Source organism: Plantactinospora sp. DSM 117369 (assembly GCF_053764795.1).
In genome coordinates, this window is the sequence record NZ_CM132446.1 from 2,153,646 (window position 1) to 2,171,635 (window position 17,990).

General features: G+C 70.7%; 14 protein-coding genes and 2 pseudogenes. 10 read left to right on the forward strand and 6 right to left on the reverse strand.

Going from position 1 to position 17,990, the window contains the following annotated elements:
* Positions 1–49: 49 nt before the first annotated feature.
* Together ACSMXO_RS09615 and ACSMXO_RS09620 are read right to left on the reverse strand one after the other, a co-directional pair.
* Entirely contained in the window at positions 50–1,471 is a 1,422-nt protein-coding gene (locus tag ACSMXO_RS09615; RefSeq protein ID WP_455417433.1) for an Nramp family divalent metal transporter, read from the reverse strand.
* Positions 1,472–1,571: 100 nt separating this feature from the next.
* Positions 1,572–2,441 (reverse strand): shikimate dehydrogenase, encoded by an 870-nt coding sequence (locus ACSMXO_RS09620; RefSeq protein ID WP_346256051.1) that lies wholly within the window; start codon positions 2,439–2,441, stop codon positions 1,572–1,574.
* A gap of 150 nt (positions 2,442–2,591) precedes the next feature.
* Between ACSMXO_RS09620 and ACSMXO_RS09625 the strand changes: the two genes are divergently transcribed.
* The 10 genes and pseudogenes from ACSMXO_RS09625 (at position 2,592) to rny (ending at position 13,829) form a co-directional block, all read left to right on the forward strand.
* Entirely contained in the window at positions 2,592–3,302 is a 711-nt protein-coding gene (locus ACSMXO_RS09625) for a TetR/AcrR family transcriptional regulator (protein ID WP_346256052.1), read from the forward strand.
* 54 nt (positions 3,303–3,356) lie between these two features.
* Positions 3,357–5,291: a bifunctional sugar phosphate isomerase/epimerase/4-hydroxyphenylpyruvate dioxygenase family protein gene (locus tag ACSMXO_RS09630; RefSeq protein ID WP_455417434.1), complete on the forward strand. Its 1,935-nt coding sequence runs from the start codon at positions 3,357–3,359 to the stop codon at positions 5,289–5,291.
* Between the two features lie 5 nt (positions 5,292–5,296).
* The gene (locus ACSMXO_RS09635; protein WP_455417435.1) at positions 5,297–6,439 is read left to right on the forward strand and encodes an acyl-CoA dehydrogenase family protein; all 1,143 of its coding nucleotides are present in this window, start codon (positions 5,297–5,299) and stop codon (positions 6,437–6,439) included.
* A 166-nt stretch (positions 6,440–6,605) separates the two neighbouring features.
* Positions 6,606–7,940, forward strand: coding sequence for an MFS transporter (locus ACSMXO_RS09640; RefSeq protein WP_455417436.1), 1,335 nt, complete (start codon positions 6,606–6,608; stop codon positions 7,938–7,940).
* Positions 7,941–7,980: 40 nt separating this feature from the next.
* Entirely contained in the window at positions 7,981–8,181 is a 201-nt protein-coding gene (locus ACSMXO_RS09645) for a DUF3046 domain-containing protein (RefSeq protein ID WP_107258591.1), read from the forward strand.
* A gap of 217 nt (positions 8,182–8,398) precedes the next feature.
* Positions 8,399–9,250, forward strand: a pseudogene (gene recA / locus ACSMXO_RS09650) (recombinase RecA); the annotation flags it as partial.
* A gap of 42 nt (positions 9,251–9,292) precedes the next feature.
* Positions 9,293–9,865, forward strand: a pseudogene (locus ACSMXO_RS09655) (LAGLIDADG endonuclease); the annotation flags it as partial.
* 171 nt (positions 9,866–10,036) lie between these two features.
* Positions 10,037–10,540, forward strand: a complete 504-nt coding sequence (locus ACSMXO_RS09660; protein ID WP_318395282.1) for a hypothetical protein — start codon at positions 10,037–10,039, stop codon at positions 10,538–10,540.
* 24 nt (positions 10,541–10,564) lie between these two features.
* Positions 10,565–11,302 (forward strand): regulatory protein RecX, encoded by a 738-nt coding sequence (locus tag ACSMXO_RS09665; RefSeq protein ID WP_455417437.1) that lies wholly within the window; start codon positions 10,565–10,567, stop codon positions 11,300–11,302.
* Between the two features lie 751 nt (positions 11,303–12,053).
* Positions 12,054–13,829: a ribonuclease Y gene (rny, locus tag ACSMXO_RS09670; protein WP_455417438.1), complete on the forward strand. Its 1,776-nt coding sequence runs from the start codon at positions 12,054–12,056 to the stop codon at positions 13,827–13,829.
* 321 nt (positions 13,830–14,150) lie between these two features.
* Here the strand turns inward: rny and ACSMXO_RS09675 are convergent, their stop codons facing one another.
* The 4 genes from ACSMXO_RS09675 to ACSMXO_RS09690 all read right to left on the reverse strand — a co-directional run bounded on the left by ACSMXO_RS09675 (position 14,151) and on the right by ACSMXO_RS09690 (position 17,795).
* On the reverse strand, positions 14,151–15,149 hold the full coding sequence (locus tag ACSMXO_RS09675; RefSeq protein WP_455417439.1) for an amino acid ABC transporter permease: 999 nt from the start codon (positions 15,147–15,149) through the stop codon (positions 14,151–14,153).
* 129 nt (positions 15,150–15,278) lie between these two features.
* On the reverse strand, positions 15,279–15,989 hold the full coding sequence (locus tag ACSMXO_RS09680) for an amino acid ABC transporter permease (RefSeq protein ID WP_455417440.1): 711 nt from the start codon (positions 15,987–15,989) through the stop codon (positions 15,279–15,281).
* A 66-nt stretch (positions 15,990–16,055) separates the two neighbouring features.
* The gene (locus ACSMXO_RS09685) at positions 16,056–16,946 is read right to left on the reverse strand and encodes a glutamate ABC transporter substrate-binding protein (protein WP_346256060.1); all 891 of its coding nucleotides are present in this window, start codon (positions 16,944–16,946) and stop codon (positions 16,056–16,058) included.
* A gap of 63 nt (positions 16,947–17,009) precedes the next feature.
* Entirely contained in the window at positions 17,010–17,795 is a 786-nt protein-coding gene (locus tag ACSMXO_RS09690) for an amino acid ABC transporter ATP-binding protein (RefSeq protein WP_346256061.1), read from the reverse strand.
* Positions 17,796–17,990 lie beyond the last annotated feature (195 nt).

The window sequence follows — 17,990 nt, forward strand, 5'->3', positions numbered from 1 at the left end:
TGGGCGACCGGTGGTGCCGACCCGGGCAGGGCCGGCACCACCGGCGGCGTCAGAGCCGCTGCAATTGGGTGACCACCATCGCGACGGCGAAGAAGCCGTAGAAGCCGATCGCCGCCAGCATGCCGCCGAGCCGCCAGCCGCGCAGCCGGACAGCCGCCGGCAGGTCACGGATGTTGAGGCGGACCAGCAGGATCGAGTAGAGCAGGGTGACCACCGAGGCCGCGCAGGTGGAGATGATCAGCAGGCCGAGCGGTTGGCTGAAGCCGGCGAGCAGGATGATCGAGCCGAGCACGATCTCGGCCCAGACCACCGCGAGATAGAGCCGGGCCTCGGTCCACCGGGTGGAGGTGGTGAGGTAGTTGCGCCGGAGGAAGTCGCTGGCCACCCGGCCGATCACGTCCAGCAGCCCCATCGCGGCGGCCCAGAGCGAGACCACGGCGATCGCGAAGAACAGCGGCTTGACCCAGGTGCCGACCTCGGACGCCAGGATCTCGCCCTCGATCCGCAGGAACGACGGGTCGTTCTTCAGGTCGTCCCGGCCGAAGAGGGTCTGGTAGGCGAGCAGGCACATGATCGTGATGGTCACGAAGCAGACCAGCGCGAAGGTGAAGAAGTGCTCGATGTTGGCCCGCTTCCACCAGGTCGCCCAGCGGGCCAGACTCCTCTCGTCCTGCGGGAAGGAGTACCGGTCCGAGCCGGAAGCCTCCTCCCGGCCGGTGATCGGCGAGATGAGCCGGGGTACGTGCGCGCCCATCCCGTACCGCTTGTCGCGGATCCAGTTGCTCAGCACCAGGTTGTGCACCCCGCCGGCCCCGGCGGCGCCGATCGCGCTGAGCAGCATGGTGAAGGTGATCCCGGCCGGGATCTGTCCGAACCCGACGACGGTCTCCCGCGCCCCCTCGCCCCAGGTGCTCAGCGAGATCACGAAGACCACCACCACGGCCAGGAAGAAGAGCGTGAGCGCGACCTTGACCACCTCGACCCGCTCGACGGTCCGGTAGATCACCTTGGAGACCGAGAGCAGTACGCCGATGGCGACGAGCACACCCACGGTGATCCAGACCGCGTCGCCGCCGCCGACCAGATAGGTGAAGACGGCGGAGCCGCTGGTGGCCCAGCCGGGCCAGACGTACTGGAAGGCTCCGGCGAGGCAGATGAGGATGCCCCAGCCCTTCCACCAGCGGGAGAACCCGGCGACGACGGTCTGGCCGCTGGCCAGGGTGTAACGCTCGATCTCCATGTTGATGACGAACTGGACGGCGAGGGTGGCGATCGCCAGCCAGAGCAGGCCGAGCCCGCCGAGCGCGGTGAGGTACGGCCAGAGGATGAGTTCCCCGGCGGCCATCCCGATGCCGACCGCCACCACGCCGGGGCCGACCATCCGGCGCAGGGGCATCGGTTCGGGCAGCTCTCGGGTGACGGGGTCGTCAGGGGGTGCGGCGCTGTCGGGGGTGGTCGCCGGTCGGCTCATCGGATACTCCGGGGGGGGTTGGGGGTGGGGGTGTGGACCGTCCCGGTCGGACGGCCGGTGGTGCGGAGGCGCCGTGCGGAGGTGACCGCGCGGCATCGGCTCAGGCGGCGTGCCGGGCTCGCCCGGCGAGCAGCAGGTCGAGGTGGCGCAGCATCCGGCCGGTGTCCGGGGTCCGGCCGGTGAACAGCTCGAACGCGGCGGCGGCTTGGAAGACGCACATGCCGGTGCCGCCCACCGCCCGCAGGCCGGCCGCCCGGGCGGCGGCGAGCAGTTCGGTCTCCACCGGCATGTAGATGACGTCCAGCACCCACAGTCCGGGGTGCAGCAGCTCGACCGGCAGCGGTACGCCCGGATGCGCCCGCATGCCGACCGGACTGGTGTTGACGAGCCCGTCGGCGGCGCCGACGGCGGCCGGCAGTTCCGCCGGGCCGGCCACCGCGATCCGCTCGGTGTCGAACCGCAGGCTCAGGGTCTCGGCGAGCAGGCCGCGCCGGTCCGGGTCGGGGTCGACCACGGTGAGGTGCCCGACGCCGGCCTCGAGCTGGGCGTACGCGCAGGCGGCGCCGGCACCGCCGGCCCCGAGCTGCACGACCCGGCCGGTGGCGGCGCCGGGCAGCCCGTGCCGGAACGACTCGGTGAACCCGTAGGCGTCGGTGTTGTAACCGATCCGGCGCCCGCCCCGGAAGACGACCGTGTTGACCGCGCCGATGTCGTCGGCCGGTGGGGCGAGCCGGTCGAGCAGCTCGATCACCTGTTGCTTGAACGGATGGGTGATGTTCAGCCCGGCGAACCCGGCCGCCTCGGCGTCGTCCAGCAACCTGCGCAGTTCGGCCGGGGTCTCCGGCCGGTCGACGTCGAGCAGCGAGTACGACAGGTCGAGGCCCTGGTGCCGGCCCTCGGCCTCGTGCAGTGCCGGCGACAGCGACGCGCCGATGCCCGCTCCGATCAACCCGTAGCGGCAGGTCCGCATGGTGCTCCCGTCCTGGTCCGGCGCGGTCCGGACCGGCGGGGTGCCGTCGGCCGGGGTCCGGCGTCAGCTAATGTACGAACTGGTACGTTAGTTATCCGCCTCGGTGCCGGGCCTGTCAAGGGCGCACCGGGGGCACGGCACACTGGTCCGATGGCGGATATCCGGAGGGACGAGGCGATGACTCTGCGGGCGGCACCGGCCGCCGAGGCGGGGCCCGATCGGGGTGCGACCCCAGCCGTCGAGCGGCGGCGGGACGCGGAACGCACCCGGGCCGACATCATCGACGTCGCCACCGACGAGTTCGCCAACCGGGGCTACAGCGGCGCCCGGGTCGACGAGATCGCGGCCCGGACCCGTACCACCAAACGAATGATCTACTACTACTTCGGCGGCAAGGAGCAGCTCTACCTCGCCGTCCTGGAGCGCGCGTACGGCGAGATCCGGGCCGCCGAACGGAGCGTGGACGTCGACCACCTGGAGCCGGTGGCGGCGATCCGGCGCCTCGCCGAGGTCACCTTCGACCACCACGAGGCACATCCGGCGTTCATCAAGCTGGTCGGGGTGGAGAACGCCCAGCAGGCCGAGCACATGACCCAGGTCGCCCGGCTGGTCGACCTGAACAGCTCCGCGGTGGACCTGCTGCGGGGCGTACTGGAGCGCGGGCAGCGGGCCGGGACGTTCCGCTCCGACGTGGACGCCCTCGACGTACACATGATGATCAGCGCCTTCTGTTTCTTCCGGGTCGCCAACCGGCACACCTTCGCCGCGCTGTTCGACCGGGACCTCCTCGCCGCCACCAGCCGCCAGCACTACCGGACGATGCTCGCCGAAATGGTCACCGGCTACCTCCGCCGGCGCTGACCGCGCTGTCCCGGAGAGAGAGTCGCCGCCGATCCAGACCCCGGGAGGTGCGCCATGACCAGCCGTCACCGTTCCGCCCCGACCCCGCGCGACACCGGCCGTACCCTGCGCCGGGCCGTGGCGACCGTCTGCCTCTCCGGTACCCTCGAAGACAAGATCGCCGCAGCCGCGGCGGCCGGGTTCGACGGCATCGAACTCTTCGAGAACGACCTGGTGGTCTCGGCGTGGTCGCCGGCCGAGGTACGCGCCCGCTGTGCCGACCTGGGGCTCACCATCGAGCTTTACCAGCCGTTCCGGGACTTCGAGGCGGTGCCGGCCGACCTGCTGCGCGCCAACCTGGCCCGGGCCGAGCGCAAGTTCGACGTGATGGCCGAGCTCGGCACCGACACCCTGCTGGTCTGCTCGTCGGTGGCACCGGCAGCGGTCGACGACGACGCGCTCGCCGCCGAGCAGCTCGGGCTGCTGGCCGACCGGGCCGCCGCCCGGGGGATCCGGGTCGCCTACGAGGCCCTGGCCTGGGGGCGGCACGTCTCCACCTGGGACCACGCCTGGCGGATCGTCGACCGGGCGGACCATCCGGCGCTCGGCGTCTGCCTGGACTCGTTCCACGTGCTGTCCCGGGAGGTCGACCCGGCCGGCATCGCCGAGATCACCCCGGGCAAGATCTTCTTCCTGCAACTGGCCGACGCGCCGCACCTGCGGATGGACGTGTTGCAGTGGAGCCGGCACCACCGGCTCTTCCCCGGGCAGGGCGCCTTCGACCTGGCGGGCTTCGTCCGGCTCGTGCTCTCCGCGGGGTACGCCGGACCGCTCTCCCTGGAGGTCTTCAACGATGTCTTCCGGCAGTCCGATCCGGCCCGTACCGCCGTCGACGCGATGCGCTCCCTGGTCTACCTGGAGGACGGCCTGCACCCGATCGGGCGGTCGGACCGGCAGCCCCGGCGGCTACCGACCGCGCCCGAGCTGACCGGGCACGCCTTCACCGAGTTCGCCGTCGACGGCCGATCCGGCCCGGTCCTCCAGGACGTGCTCCGGGGGCTCGGCTTCACCCACACCGGGCAGCACCGCTCCAAGCCGGTCCAGCTCTGGGAACAGGGTGGATGCCGGGTGGTGCTGAACAGCGCGGTGACCCGCCCACAGGCGTCCGGCACCGCCGCGATCAGCGCGTTCGCGCTGACCACCACGGATCCGCGCCGCGGCGTCGATCGGGCCGCGGCGCTGCACGCGCCGGTACTGCCCCGGCGCCGGGGCCCGGCCGAGGCGGAGCTGGCGGCGGTCGCCGCCCCGGACGGCACCTCGGTCTTCCTCGCCGAACCCGACGACGGCTGGCGGGCCGACTTCCTGTCGACCGGCAATGTGGTCGCCGGCGGCGCCGGACTCGTCGCCACCGACCACCTCGGGCTGACCCAGCCCTTCGACCACTTCGACGAGGCGGGCCTCTTCTACCGCTCGGTGCTCGGGCTCACCCGGCTCGGCACCGAGGAGTACGCCGCACCGTTCGGGCTGATGCGGTCCCGTGGCTTCACCGACCCGGGGCGTGCGGTCCGGCTCGCCCTCACCGTCGCGGTGCTCCGGCGCGGTGACTGGGCGCCGTCCGTGGCCGACCCGCAGCATGTCGCCTTCGGCACCGACGACATCTTCGGCACCGCCGCCGCCCTCGACCGGCTCGGCGCCGCCACGTTGCGGATCTCCGACAACTACTACGCCGACCTGGTCGCCCGGTTCGGCCTCGACGAGGGTACGGCGCGGCGGCTCCGCCGGTACGGCATCCTCTACGACCGCGACCCGCACGGCGGCGAGCTGCTGCACCTCTACACCCCGGTCTACGGCGGCCGGATCTTCTTCGAGGTGTTGCAACGCCGGGCCGGCTACGACGGCTTCGGTGACGCCAACGCGCCGGTCCGGATGGCGGCACACCGGCACCAGCGACTCGCCGAGGTCGCAGCGCCGGCCGGGGATGTGCCCGCCCCGGTCGCCGGGGCAGACTGACCGGTATGGAGCAGCACCTCTACGAGCCCGTGCACGACGAGTTCCGCGAGCTGTGCCGGGCGTTCCTGGCCCGCGAGGCGGTGCCGTACCACGACCGGTGGGAGGCCGACGGCATCGTGGACCGGGAGGTGTGGCGCCGGGCCGGTGCCGCCGGACTGCTCGGCATGGACATCCCGGAGGAGTACGGCGGCGGCGGCCAGCGCGACTTCCGGTTCAACGCCGTACTCGTCGAGGAGGTCGTCGCCAGCGGCTGTTCCGGGCTCGGGTTCGGGCTGCACAACGACGTGGTCGCGCCGTACCTGAGCGAGCTGGCCACCGGCGACCAGCGGGCGCGCTGGCTGCCCGGCTTCTGCTCCGGCGACATCGTCACCGCGATCGCGATGAGCGAGCCGGGCGCCGGCTCCGACCTGGCCGGGATCCGCACCACCGCCACCCGGGACGGCGACGACTACGTCCTGACCGGACAGAAGACCTTCATCACCAACGGCGAACTGGCCGACCTGGTCGTGGTGGTGGCGAAGACCGCGCCGGAGCGGGGCGCGCACGGGGTGAGCCTGCTGGTGGTCGAGCGCGGCACACCCGGGTTCAGCCGGGGACGCCGGCTGGCCAAGGTCGGGCTGAAGGCCAACGACACCGCCGAACTCTTCTTCGACGAGTGCCGGGTGCCGGCGGCGAACCTGCTCGGTACGGAGAACAAGGGCTTCTACCACCTGATGGCGAACCTCCCCCGGGAGCGGCTCGGCATCGCGGTCGCCGCGGTCGCCGCCGCCGAGCGGCTGCTCGCGGTCACCCTCGAACACGCCCGGTCCCGGGAGGCGTTCGGCCAGCCGATCGGGGCGTTCCAACACAACCGCTTCCTCCTCGCCGAGCTGGACACCGAGGTCACCATCGCCCGTACCTTCCTGAACCACTGCGTCGCCGAGTTCAACGCGGGCCGGCTGTCCGCGGTGGACGCCGCGAAGGTCAAGTGGTGGACCACCGAGTTGCAGAACCGGGTCGCCGACCGCTGCGTCCAGCTGCACGGCGGCTACGGCTACATGCTGGAGTACCCGGTCGCCCGGGCCTGGCTGGACGGCCGGGTGCAGACCATCTACGGCGGCACCACCGAGATCATGAAGGAGATCATCGGACGCGACCTGGGGCTGTGACGGGCCGTCGGTCCGCGCTACGCCGCCGGCGAATCGGGGTTGAACGTGCCCGGCGGCCGTGCTTCGATCCGCAGGTAAGGATGGCCCTCGGCCACCGCTCCTTGCGGAGGGCGATCTGCGCCTCCCGCCCCGGCGGCGGGTCCGAACGGGGACGGGAGCGGCTGGCATGACGGCGGAACTGACCACCGGAGTCGACGGCCGACCCGTCGGGGCGGCGCCGCTCGACGTCGCCCGGGTCCAGCGGCGCACGTTGCTGCTGCTCTGCCTCACCCAGATCATCGGCGGCACCGGGATGACCATCGGGATGTCCGTCGGCGTACTGCTCGGCGCCCGGCTCGGCGGCACCGCGATCTCCGGTCTGGTGCAGAGCGCCTCGGTGGTCGGCGGCGCGCTGCTCGCCGTACCGGTGAGCCGGATCATGCGGACCGGTGGCCGGCGGCCGGGGTTGGCCGTCGCGTACCTGGTCGGCGCGGTGGGCGGGGCCCTGATCGTCGTGGCGGCGGTCGCCGACTGGGTACCGCTGCTCTTCCTCGGCGCGCTCCTGTTCGGCGGTGGGACGACCGCCGGGCTCCAGGCCCGGTACGCCGCCGTGGACCTGGCCGAGCCGGCCCGCCGGGGCCGGCACCTGTCGATCGCCGTCTGGGCCACCACCATCGGTGCGGTGACGGCCCCGAACCTCGCGGCGCCGGCCGACCAGGTGCTGGCCTGGACCGGGGTACCCCCGCTGGCCGGCCCGTTCGTCTTCAGCGTGCTCGCCTTCGTGCTGGCCGCCGGGGTACTCCTGGTGTTCCTTCGGCCCGACCCGCTGCTGACCGCGCGGCGGCTCGCGACCGCCGGTGCCGACGGCGCACCGGCCACCGACGCACCCGGCACCGGCGTTCCGGCCCGCCGGGACGACGGCCTGCGCGCCGCCTTCCGGGTGGTCCGCGACCTGCCGGCCGCCCGGCTCGGCATCTCCGCCGTCGCGATGGGGCACCTGGTGATGGTCGGGGTGATGGTGATGACCCCGGTACGCCTCGGCGAGTGGCACTCCGACGCCCACCTGCTGCGGGTGGTCGGCCTCGTGCTCAGCCTGCACATCGCCGGGATGTTCGCGCTCGCCCCGGTGGTCGGCTGGCTCACCGACCGGCTCGGCCGGCGGGCCGTGATCCTCGGCGGGCTCGGCCTGCTGCTCGCCGCCTGCGCGGTCGCCGGGACCGCCGGGCACGACACCGTACGGATCTCGATCGGCCTCACCCTGCTCGGCCTCGGCTGGTCCGGCACCATGGTGGCCGGCTCCACTCTGCTGTCGGAGTCGGTGCCGGTCGAGGTACGCCCGGCGGTGCAGGGACTCTCCGACCTGACCATGGGGTTGGCCGGGGCGCTCGCCGGGGCGCTGAGCGGGTTTGTCATCCAGGTTGCCGGCTATCCCGTGCTCAACCTGCTGGCGGCGGTCGCCGTGGTCCCGCTGCTGGCGCTAGCGTTGCGGGCGGCGCCGCCGCGGGTGCGGGTCGGGGCCTGAGACCGGGCGGGGGTGCCCGGAGCGGAAGGGGACTAGTTCGGTGCGGCTGACAGACTTCTGGGCGCGGTTGGAGCAGACGTTCGGCCCGGCGTACGCCGGCAGCATCGCCGCCGACCAGGTGTTGCCGCAGTTGGGGGGCCGGACCATCCGGCAGGCACTGGAGGCCGGCGAGGAGACCGTGGTGGTGTGGCGGGCGGTCTGCGCGGCGTACCCCGACCGGGTGCCGGCTCGGCTACGCTGACTCCTCGATCGACACGCGTCTCAAAGTGATCGACTAGGCACTTACGGTAGTTTGGCGTGTCGTGTGCCGAGTCGTACACCTGTTCGGCTATTGTCCACAGCGGGGTGCCCGTCCACAGGTCGCGGCCAGCCGGCTGTTTTCTGTCGGACCGAGCGCCTAGCGTGTGCGCGTGACGAAAAGCTCAGCGAAGATGCCGGCGAAGGCAGGGGTGGCAACCATGGCGGCAGGACCTGACCGGGAGAAGGCACTCGACCTTGCTCTCGCTCAGATCGACAAGCAGTTCGGCAAGGGCTCGGTGATGCGGCTGGGGGAGCGGCCGGTCATCCAGACCGCCGTGATCCCGACCAGCTCCATCGCGCTCGACGTGGCGCTCGGCGTGGGCGGTCTGCCGCGCGGCCGGGTTGTCGAGATCTACGGCCCGGAGAGCAGCGGTAAGACGACCGTCGCGCTGCACGCGGTGGCCAACGCGCAGAAGGCCGGCGGCATCGCCGCGTTCATCGACGCCGAGCACGCCCTCGACCCGGAATACGCGAAGGCGCTGGGCGTCGACACCGACGCGATGCTGGTCTCCCAGCCCGACACCGGTGAGCAGGCGCTGGAGATCGCCGACATGCTGATCCGGTCCGGCGCGCTGGACATCATCGTGATCGACTCGGTCGCCGCGCTGGTGCCGCGCGCCGAGATCGAGGGCGAGATGGGCGACAGCCACGTCGGCCTCCAGGCCCGGCTGATGAGCCAGGCGCTGCGGAAGATCACCGGTGTGCTCAGCCACACCGGCACCACCGCGATCTTCATCAACCAGCTCCGGGAAAAGATCGGCGTGATGTTCGGCTGCATGTCGTATTCGACGAGGGTCACCCTCGCGGACGGCACGCAGGAGAAGATCGGCAAGATCGTAAACCAGCGCATGGACGTCGAGGTGCTCTCGTACAACCCGGAGACCGACCGGGTCGAGCCCAAGAAGATTGTCAACTGGTTCAACAACGGCCCGGCCGAGGAGTTTCTCCAATTCACGGTCGCCAAATCCGGTGGCAACGGGCGCGCGCAGTTCGCCGCCACTGCCAACCACCTCGTCCGGACCCCGGGCGGCTGGCGCGAGGCCGGCGAACTGATCGCCGGAGACCGGGTGATGCTGACCGAGCAGCGCCGGCTCAGCGAACAGCAGTGGCAGGTGGTGCTCGGCTCGCTGATGGGTGACGGCAACCTCTCGCCCAACCGGCGGGACCGGTCCGGAGTGCGGTTCCGGCTCGGTCACGGAGCCGAGCAGGCCGGCTATCTCGACTGGAAGGTCTCGCTGCTCGGCAGCATCCCGAACTCGCGCCGGACCGACGCCAGAGGGGCCGTCTTCGCGGACTTCACTCCGCTGCCCGAGCTGGATGAGTTGCGTCGGGCGGTCTACCTCGGCGACGGGAAAAAGCACCTGAACTGGGACTATCTCAAGGCACTGACGCCGTTGGCGCTCGCGGTGTGGTACATGGACGATGGCTGTTTCACACTGCGGTCCAAGGGGCTCCAGCAGCGTACCGAGGGTGGCTCAGGTCGGATCGAGATCTGTGTCGAGGCGATGGCTGAGGGCACCCGGGAAAGGCTGGTCGAACACCTGCGGGACGCGTACGAGCTGGACGTGAAGTTGGTGAGTCGGGGTGCGCGACAGATGGCGTTCATCCAGTTCACCACCGCTGCCTCGGCGAGGTTCCAGGAGATCGTCGCGCCGTACGTGCCGGTGGTGATGGAGTCCAAGCTGCTTCCGCGCTTCCGTGGCCGGTGCGTCGTCCAGCCGGCGTTCGTACCGGCGGAGCTGACGCCGGTGCCGGCGCGGATCATCGACGTGCGGGTCAAGCCGAAGACCCGGTCGATGAACCGGTTCGACATCGAGGTCGAGGGGAATCACAACTACTTCGTCGATGGCGTGATGGTGCACAACAGCCCCGAGACGACCACCGGTGGTCGGGCGCTGAAGTTCTACGCCTCGGTCCGGCTCGACGTGCGGCGGATCGAGAGCCTCAAGGACGGCACCGACGTGGTCGGCAACCGGACCAGGGTCAAGGTGGTGAAGAACAAGGTCGCGGCGCCGTTCAAGCAGGCCGAGTTCGACATCATGTACGGCAAGGGCATATCCCGGGAGGGCTCGCTGATCGACGTCGGCGTGGAGCAGTCGATCATCCGCAAGTCCGGCGCCTGGTACACCTACGACGGCGACCAGCTCGGCCAGGGCAAGGAGAAGGCCCGGGAGTTCCTCCGGGAGAACCCGGACGTGGCGGCCGAGATCGAGAAGAAGATCCTCGAAAAGCTCGGTGTCGGGGTGGCGGCCGGGACGGACGCGGCCGGCGGGCCGGAGCTGCCGCCGGTGGACTTCTGACGCCTCGACTGAGTCCACATCGACGTGGCAGGACGACGTGGTGCCCGTACGGGCCGGGGGTGGGACGCCGCCCCGTCGGCCCGTACGGGCGGCAGTGGCACCGGCCGCTCGCGCCGGTCAGGGGGCTCGGCCACCCCGTCCGGGCGGTGGCCGACCGGGGCGGTGGGACCGGACAACGACGCACCAACGGACGAGTCACCGACGCCGAGCGCTCCGCGTGACGAGGCGGAGCAGGCCCGGGAGATCTGCCTGCGCCAGCTCGCCGTGCGTCCACGCACCCGGGCCGAGCTGGCCACCGCGCTGGCCCGGCAAGGCATCTCCGAAGAGGTGGCCGCCCAGGTCCTCGACCGCTACGACGAGGTCGGCATCATCGACGACGCCGCCTTCGCCCGGGCCTGGGTGAGCAGCCGTCACCAGGGTCGGGGGCTGGCCCGCCGCGTGCTCGCCAACGAACTGCGCCAGCGCGGCGTGGACGCCGACATCGCGACCGAGGCGCTCGGCGAGCTGGACGAGACGACCGAGGCCGAGACCGCCCGGCAACTGGTCGATCGCAAACTCCGGACCGCCACCGGTTCTCCCGAGGCGGTCTTCCGGCGGCTGGTCGGGATGTTGGCCCGGAAGGGCTATCCGCCCGGGGTGGCGATCCGGGCGGTCAAGGACGCGCTGGCCGAGCGGGACGCCGAGGCGGCCGAGTTCGCCGACCAGATCGACGCGGACGCCCTGGCCGAAGCCGGCACGGAACCCGACCGCGACGCTCTCTAGGCCGCTCGGCGGTGGCGGGTGCCGTGCGGCCGGAGCTGGCCGAGGCGCCGGCCGACACCGACGCCTCCGACTGAAGACCCTGCTGAGGCGCTGAGCCGTCGGGGGGAACCGTCTCCGGGGTCGGGGGGACCCCGCGCTGCCGGCCTGGGAGCGCTTCCGTTCCGGTCACTGGACCGGTCTCGCCGGGGCCGGAGCGGAAGTCGGATTCCGGACTCGCCCCCTTATGCCCACCCTGATATCAGCTTGCCGTGAGCGTGTCGTCGCCCTAGGTCAGGCACCTGGCCGGATCATGAGTTTCTTGACCGAATGCCCCATCGCGACCTAGCCTCGCCTTAGACGAGTTTTCCCGACCATCGCAGGCTAAGCGCACAACATAGATCGCGTAACAGTACGGCATCACTTCAGGCCAGTTCATCGGCCAGATATTCGGTTACCGGACGGGCCGGTCCGGTAACCGCAGCACCATCAGCACCCGGTCGTCGGCGGTGTCCCCGGGGGGCACTGCCCGGTGGCCGTACCCTCGGCCAGCCGCCTCGGTCGGGCGTCGCGACAGCCGTAGGGCACGCCTCACCCACGGGCGTGGCACCTCCGGCGCTTGACGGCACAGGGGAGGCGGCCATGAGCGAGCGGGCCAGGATCGGTAGCGGGTTCAGTCACGCCGGGGCTCCGGCATGAGCGAGCGACGCGAGCGAATCAGCCAATCCAATGCGGATGTGCCTCATGCCGGCACGCAGCGCAGCGGAGTGCCGGCATGAGCGGCCTCGAATGGGTCCTGCTGGCCGCCATCGTCGGGCTGGCCGCGCTGGTGCTCGTCGCGATCAGCCTGGGCGCCCGGGCGCTGCGCCGGATCGGGGCCGTCACCGCCACGCCGCCGCCGGACGATCCCGCCTTCGTCGCCGAGAAGGACCGGCAGGAGCAGTCGCTGGCGGCGCTGCGTACCGCCGCCGACGAGGCGTCGTCGAGCGTTGATACGGCCAAGTCGGCCGCTGCGGCGGCCCGGGCCGACGCCGCCGCCGCGAAGGCCGAGGCGAGCGCCGCCCGGGCCGAGGCGCAGCGGGTCCTGGACGCCGCCCGGGCCGAGGCCGACACCGTACTGGACCGGGCGCACCGGCAGGCCGAGGCGGACGCCGAGCAGGTACGCGCGGCGGCCCGGCGAAGCGGCGAGCGAGAGATCTCGCTGCTCGCCTCCACCACCCGCGAACAGGCGGCCGAGGTGGAACGGCGAGCCCAGCGGATGGACGAGCGGGAGCGGCTGCACACCGAGGAGGTGGAGCGGCTCGCCGAACGGGAGCGCCGGCTGACCGCCACGGCCGCCGAGCTGGCGGCCCGGAAGGCGGCGCTGGTTGCCCGGGAGGCGGCGCTGGTCGAGGCGGAGGAGCTGCGGAAGCGGGAGCTGGAGCGGATCGCCGGGCTGACCGCCGACGCGGCCCGGGCCGAGCTGGTGGAGGCGATCGAGGGCCAGGCGAAGCGGGAGGCGGCGATCCTGGTCCGGGACATCGAGGCCGACGCCCGGAACACCGCCGAGCAGCGGGCCCGGCACATCGTGGTCGACGCCATCCAGCGGGTGGCCAGTGAGCAGACCGCGGAGAGCGTAGTCAGCGTGCTGCACCTGCCCGGAGACGAGATGAAGGGCCGGATCATCGGCCGCGAGGGGCGCAACATCCGGGCCTTCGAGTCGGTCACCGGGGTCAACCTGATCATCGACGACACGCCGGAGGCGGTGCTGCTCTCCTGCTTCGACCCGGTACGTCGGGAGATCGGTCGGTTGACCCTGGAGAAGCTGGTACTCGACGGCCGGATCCACCCGCACCGCATTGAGGAGGTCTTCGAGACCGCCAAGCACGAGGTGGAGCGGCTCTGCCAGCGGGCCGCCGAGGACGCTCTGGTCGAGGTGGGCATCACCGAGATCCACCCGGAGATGGTCAGCCTGCTGGGTCGGCTGCGCTACCGGACGTCGTACGGGCAGAACGTGCTCAAGCACCTGGTCGAGACGGCGCACATCGCCGGGATCATGGCCGCCGAACTGCGGCTGGACGTGCCGCTGATCAAGCGGTCCGCGTTCCTGCACGACATCGGCAAGGCGCTCACCCACGAGGTGGAGGGCAGCCACGCACTGATCGGCGCGGACCTGGCCCGCAAGTACGGCGAGTCCGAGGAGGTGGTGCACGCGATCGAGGCGCACCACAACGAGGTGCCGCCGCAGACCATCGAGGCGGTGCTGACCCAGGCGTCCGACGCCTGCTCCGGCGGTCGGCCGGGCGCGCGCCGGGAGAGCCTGGAGGCGTACGTCAAGCGGCTGGAGCGGATCGAGGAGATCGCCGCCGGCAAGTCGGGCGTGGAGAAGGTCTTCGCGATGCAGGCGGGCCGGGAGATCCGGGTGATGGTCAAGCCGGACGACGTCGACGAGATCGGCGCGGCGGTGCTGGCCCGGGACGTGGCGAAGCAGATCGAGGAGGAGCTGACCTATCCGGGTCAGATCCGGGTGACCGTGGTACGCGAGTCCAGGGTCACCGAGATCGCCCGCTGACGCCCACGCCGAGCCCGGTGACGCCCGTCCCGCCGCAACCTCACATCGGGGCGCACGCTACGGGTCCTGGCGCCGGTAGCACCGGACGGACAGGGAGACTGTCGAGCTGCCCCGGCGGTGCACCCACCGACAGGACCTGACACGGCGCCGGTGGCCTTCGGCCCGGCGGGTGTGGTGGCGGCGCGGACAGGGTTCTGGCATCGGCGGATGGTGTGGCATGGAGAGACGGAAACGCCGGCCGCCACCTTACGGTCGCGGCCGGCGTTCTCGTGTCCGTCGGACTCCGCCCTCGAAGCAGCGGCGGAACTGGCGGGCTGGTAGCTACGCGCTGCCCGCGCCGGCCCCGACACCCACGCTGGCTCCGCCGGGACCGGCCTGCGGCATGATCGACGGCGGCGCGGCCTGGGTCGGCAGGCCACGGGTCTTGCGGGCCCGGGCCATTCGGCGCTGCACGTACTCGGCGAGCTTCGACAGCAGGTAGTTGATCAGGATGTAGATGGCGCCGACCACGGTGTACACCTGGATCGGATTCTCCAGGTTGTCGATGATGATCCGGCTGACCCGGAGCACTTCCTCGTAGCTGATGATGAAGCCGAGCGAGGTGTCCTTGAGCACCACGATGAGCTGGCTGATCAGGGCCGGCAGCATGATCCGGAACGCCTGGGGCAGCAGGATCATCCGGGTGGTCTGGAAGGAGCTGAGCCCGATCGCGTGCGCCGCCTCCCGCTGGCCGCCGGGCAGGCCCTCCATGCCGGAGCGGAGGATCTCGGCGATGACCACGCCGTTGTAGATGGTGAGGCCGATGACCAGGTACCAGAGGATGTCGCCGAGGTCGACGCCGAGGTCGGGCAGGGCGCTGGCGACGAAGAAGATGGTGATCACGACCGGCAGTCCGCGGAAGATCTCCACGCAGAACCGGGTGACCGCGTTGAGCACCCAGCCGAGTCCGCGCAGCGTCCAGGCGGCCGGGCCGGGCAGCCCCACGAACCGCCGCTGCTTCAGCGTCTTGAGCTGCAGCCGGAGCACGGCGAGCGCCGTGCCGAAGACGAGCGAGCTGACGATCGCCAGTCCGGCGGCGGTGAGGGTGGCGATGAAGCCGTCCCGCAGCCGCGCCCAGACCAGCGGGAACACCTCGTTGTTGGGGTCGACCAGCGGACCCCACTTCTCCATCGTGAACTGGCCGTTCTCGTCGAGCGGCAGGTAGATGAGGAAATATCCGAGGGCGGCGATGCCGACGACCGCGAACAGGCTCACGATCAGGGTGATCCGGCGGGCCCGTGGCCCCGGGGCGTCGTAGAGCACCGTCTGCTGGTTGCTCATGCCTGCACTCCGCTTCGTTCCGTGCCGCCATGAGGCAGATTGGCGCTGAGTCCGACGACTTGCTCGCTGCGCTCGCTCATGCCGGCACCTCCTCGTTCACGTCGCCCGGCATCCGACTCTCCAGTGCGTTCATCGGGCCGCCACCGCCCGGCGCCGTTCGATCCGGTCGAGGAGGATGCCCAGCGGCACGGTCATCACCAGGAACCCCATGGAGACTCCGATGAAGACCGGGATGATCGGCTCGCCGAGCGCGCTGGTCAGGTTCTGCGCCGAGTTGGAGAGGTCGCCGACGACTCCGAAGAAGCCGGCGAGCGCGGAGTTCTTGATCATGGCGATGATCACCGAGCCGAGTGGTACAACCGCGGACTTCCAGGCCTGCGGCAGCACCACGTACCGCAGGTTCTGCCCGAAGGTGAGCCCGATCGCCCGGGCCGCCTCGGCCTGCCCCGGCGGTACGGCGTTGATGCCGCTGCGGATCGCCTCGCAGACGAAGGCGGCGGTGTAGACCGAGAGCGCGATGACGGCGAACCGGAAGTACGGCAGGTCGATGCCGAGCCGGGAGAAGATGCTGGACAGCCCGGGGATGCGCAGGAAGTCGGCGTTCGAGCCGAGCGCCGGCAACCCGAAGGCCGCGAAGAACCACACAATGGTCAGCGGGCTGTTCCGGAACACCGTCACGTACGCCGTGCCGATCCAGCGCAGTGGCGGCACCGGGGAGATCCGCATGACCGCGACCAGGGTGCCGAGCACCAGCGCCCCGATCGCGGACAGGATACAGAGCTGGAAGGTGAGCCAGAACCCTCCAACGAAGACGTCGAAGTGGTCGACGAGCACACTCACGGGCACGCCTCTCTCATGGTCACCTTCCAGCTCCTACCTCTCGCGGGTGGTCGATACCTGAGCTACTCAGTACCGGTTGACCGCCGGACCCTGCGGGACGGTCGGGTCGAACTTGCCCGCGGTGTCCTGCCAGGCCTTCGCGTACCGGCCGTCGGTGTAGATCTTCTCCAGGGTGGCGTTGATGAACTCGCGGAACGCGGTGTCGCCCTTCTTGACGCCGATCCCGTACGGCTCCTCGGTGAACTTCTCGCCGGCGAGCTTGAACTTGCCCTCGCTCTTGGCCACGTAGCCGAGCAGGATGACGTTGTCGGTGGTGACGGCGTCGACCTGCTTGTTGGTCAGCGCGTCGACGCACTTCTGGTAGCCGTCGAAGAGCACCAGCTGGGCGCCGGGGCTGGCAGGGTTGGCCAGGTACTTCTTGATGTTGTCGGCCGGGGTCGAACCCTGCACCGAGCAGACCTTCTTGTCGCCGGCCTTGAACGCGTCCGGGCTGGTGATGGAGCTGTCGTCGGAGCGGACCATGATGTGCTGCCCGGCGACGTAGTACGGACCGGCGAAGTCGATCCGCTCCTTGCGCTTGTCGTTGATGGTGTAGGTCGCCACCACGATGTCGGCCTTGCCCTGCTCCAGGACCTCTTCCCGGACCGCGGACGGGGTCTCGATGTATTCGATCTTGTCCTCGGCAATGCCCAGCTCACCGGCGATGATCTTGCCGATCTCGACGTCGAAGCCGGCCGGCTTGTTGTCCAGGCCCTTGAGGCCGAAGCCCGGCTGGTCGAACTTGGTACCGATGATGATCTTCTGGGCCTTGTTCAGCCGCTCCATGGTCGTGCCGGCCTCGAAGGTCTTGCTGCCGGCACCAGTGCCCGCGCCGTCTCCATCGTCACCGCCGCAGGCGGCCACGGTGAAGGCCAGTGCCGCGACCGCGGCCACCGCCGCCACTCGCGTGATGCGCATTGCTCTCTCCTTCTTCGACGGAGCGGCCAGACCCGAGGGGACGGTCCGCTCCACTGTGGATACCTAGTGGGTGAGGATTTTGGACAGGAAGTCCTTGGCCCGCTCGCTACGAGGGTTGGCGAAGAACTCGTCCGGTGCGGCGTCCTCGACGAGCTGGCCGTCGGCCATGAAGATGACCCGGTTGGCGGCGTGTCGGGCGAAGCCCATCTCGTGGGTCACCACCACCATCGTCATGCCGTCTCGGGCCAGCGAGGTCATCACGTCCAGCACCTCGCCGACCATCTCCGGGTCGAGGGCGCTGGTGGGCTCGTCGAAGAGCAACGCCTTGGGCTGCATGGCCAGGGCGCGGGCGATCGCCGCCCGCTGTTGCTGTCCACCGGAGAGCTGTGCCGGATATTTCTCGGCCTGGTTCGCGATCCCGACCCGCTCCAGCAGCTTCATCGCCCGGTCCCGGGCTGAGGCGGCCTTCTCCTTGCGGACCTTGGTCGGGCCGAGGGTGACGTTCTCGAGGATCGTCTTGTGCGCGAAGAGGTTGAACGACTGGAAGACCATGCCGACCTCGCTGCGCAGCCGGGCCAGGGCCTTGCCCTCGGCCGGCAGCGGCTGGCCGTCGAAGGTGATGGTGCCGGAGTTGATCGGCTCCAGCCGGTTGATCGCCCGGCAGAGCGTCGACTTGCCGGAGCCGGAGGGGCCGATCACCACGACGACTTCGCCACGGGCCACCGACAGGTCGACGTCCTGCAGCACGTGCAGTGGGCCGAACCACTTGTTGACCCCGTCAAGCCTGATGAGCGGTCGGTCGGTCGTCGTCGCACCGGCCACTTCGCCCGCGTCGCTCCGCTCGGTCATGCCCCCACCTGTCTCGTCCATGATCTGTCACACCGGATTCAGGCTGAATCGGTTACGCAACTCTAGGGGACCTGACGTGCTGGAATGTAATCGAGTTCATCACGGGGCGATAACAGCGACGACAAAGATCGTGACTGTTCGCTAAGGTCTGCGAACTCTGAGTAGTGATGCGCGCGCCGTCGTCCCACTTCCTTG

Coding starts and splice junctions, on each gene's coding strand:
- ACSMXO_RS09640 (WP_455417436.1), top strand. CDS start 6,606: ATGACGGCGGAACTGACCACCGGAGTCGACGGCCGACCCGTCGGGGCG.
- ACSMXO_RS09685 (WP_346256060.1), bottom strand. CDS start 16,946: ATGCGCATCACGCGAGTGGCGGCGGTGGCCGCGGTCGCGGCACTGGCC.
- ACSMXO_RS09630 (WP_455417434.1), top strand. CDS start 3,357: ATGACCAGCCGTCACCGTTCCGCCCCGACCCCGCGCGACACCGGCCGT.
- ACSMXO_RS09690 (WP_346256061.1), bottom strand. CDS start 17,795: ATGACCGAGCGGAGCGACGCGGGCGAAGTGGCCGGTGCGACGACGACC.
- ACSMXO_RS09660 (WP_318395282.1), top strand. CDS start 10,037: ATGAACCGGTTCGACATCGAGGTCGAGGGGAATCACAACTACTTCGTC.
- ACSMXO_RS09635 (WP_455417435.1), top strand. CDS start 5,297: ATGGAGCAGCACCTCTACGAGCCCGTGCACGACGAGTTCCGCGAGCTG.
- ACSMXO_RS09615 (WP_455417433.1), bottom strand. CDS start 1,471: ATGAGCCGACCGGCGACCACCCCCGACAGCGCCGCACCCCCTGACGAC.
- ACSMXO_RS09620 (WP_346256051.1), bottom strand. CDS start 2,441: ATGCGGACCTGCCGCTACGGGTTGATCGGAGCGGGCATCGGCGCGTCG.
- rny (WP_455417438.1), top strand. CDS start 12,054: ATGAGCGGCCTCGAATGGGTCCTGCTGGCCGCCATCGTCGGGCTGGCC.
- ACSMXO_RS09675 (WP_455417439.1), bottom strand. CDS start 15,149: ATGAGCAACCAGCAGACGGTGCTCTACGACGCCCCGGGGCCACGGGCC.
- ACSMXO_RS09625 (WP_346256052.1), top strand. CDS start 2,592: ATGGCGGATATCCGGAGGGACGAGGCGATGACTCTGCGGGCGGCACCG.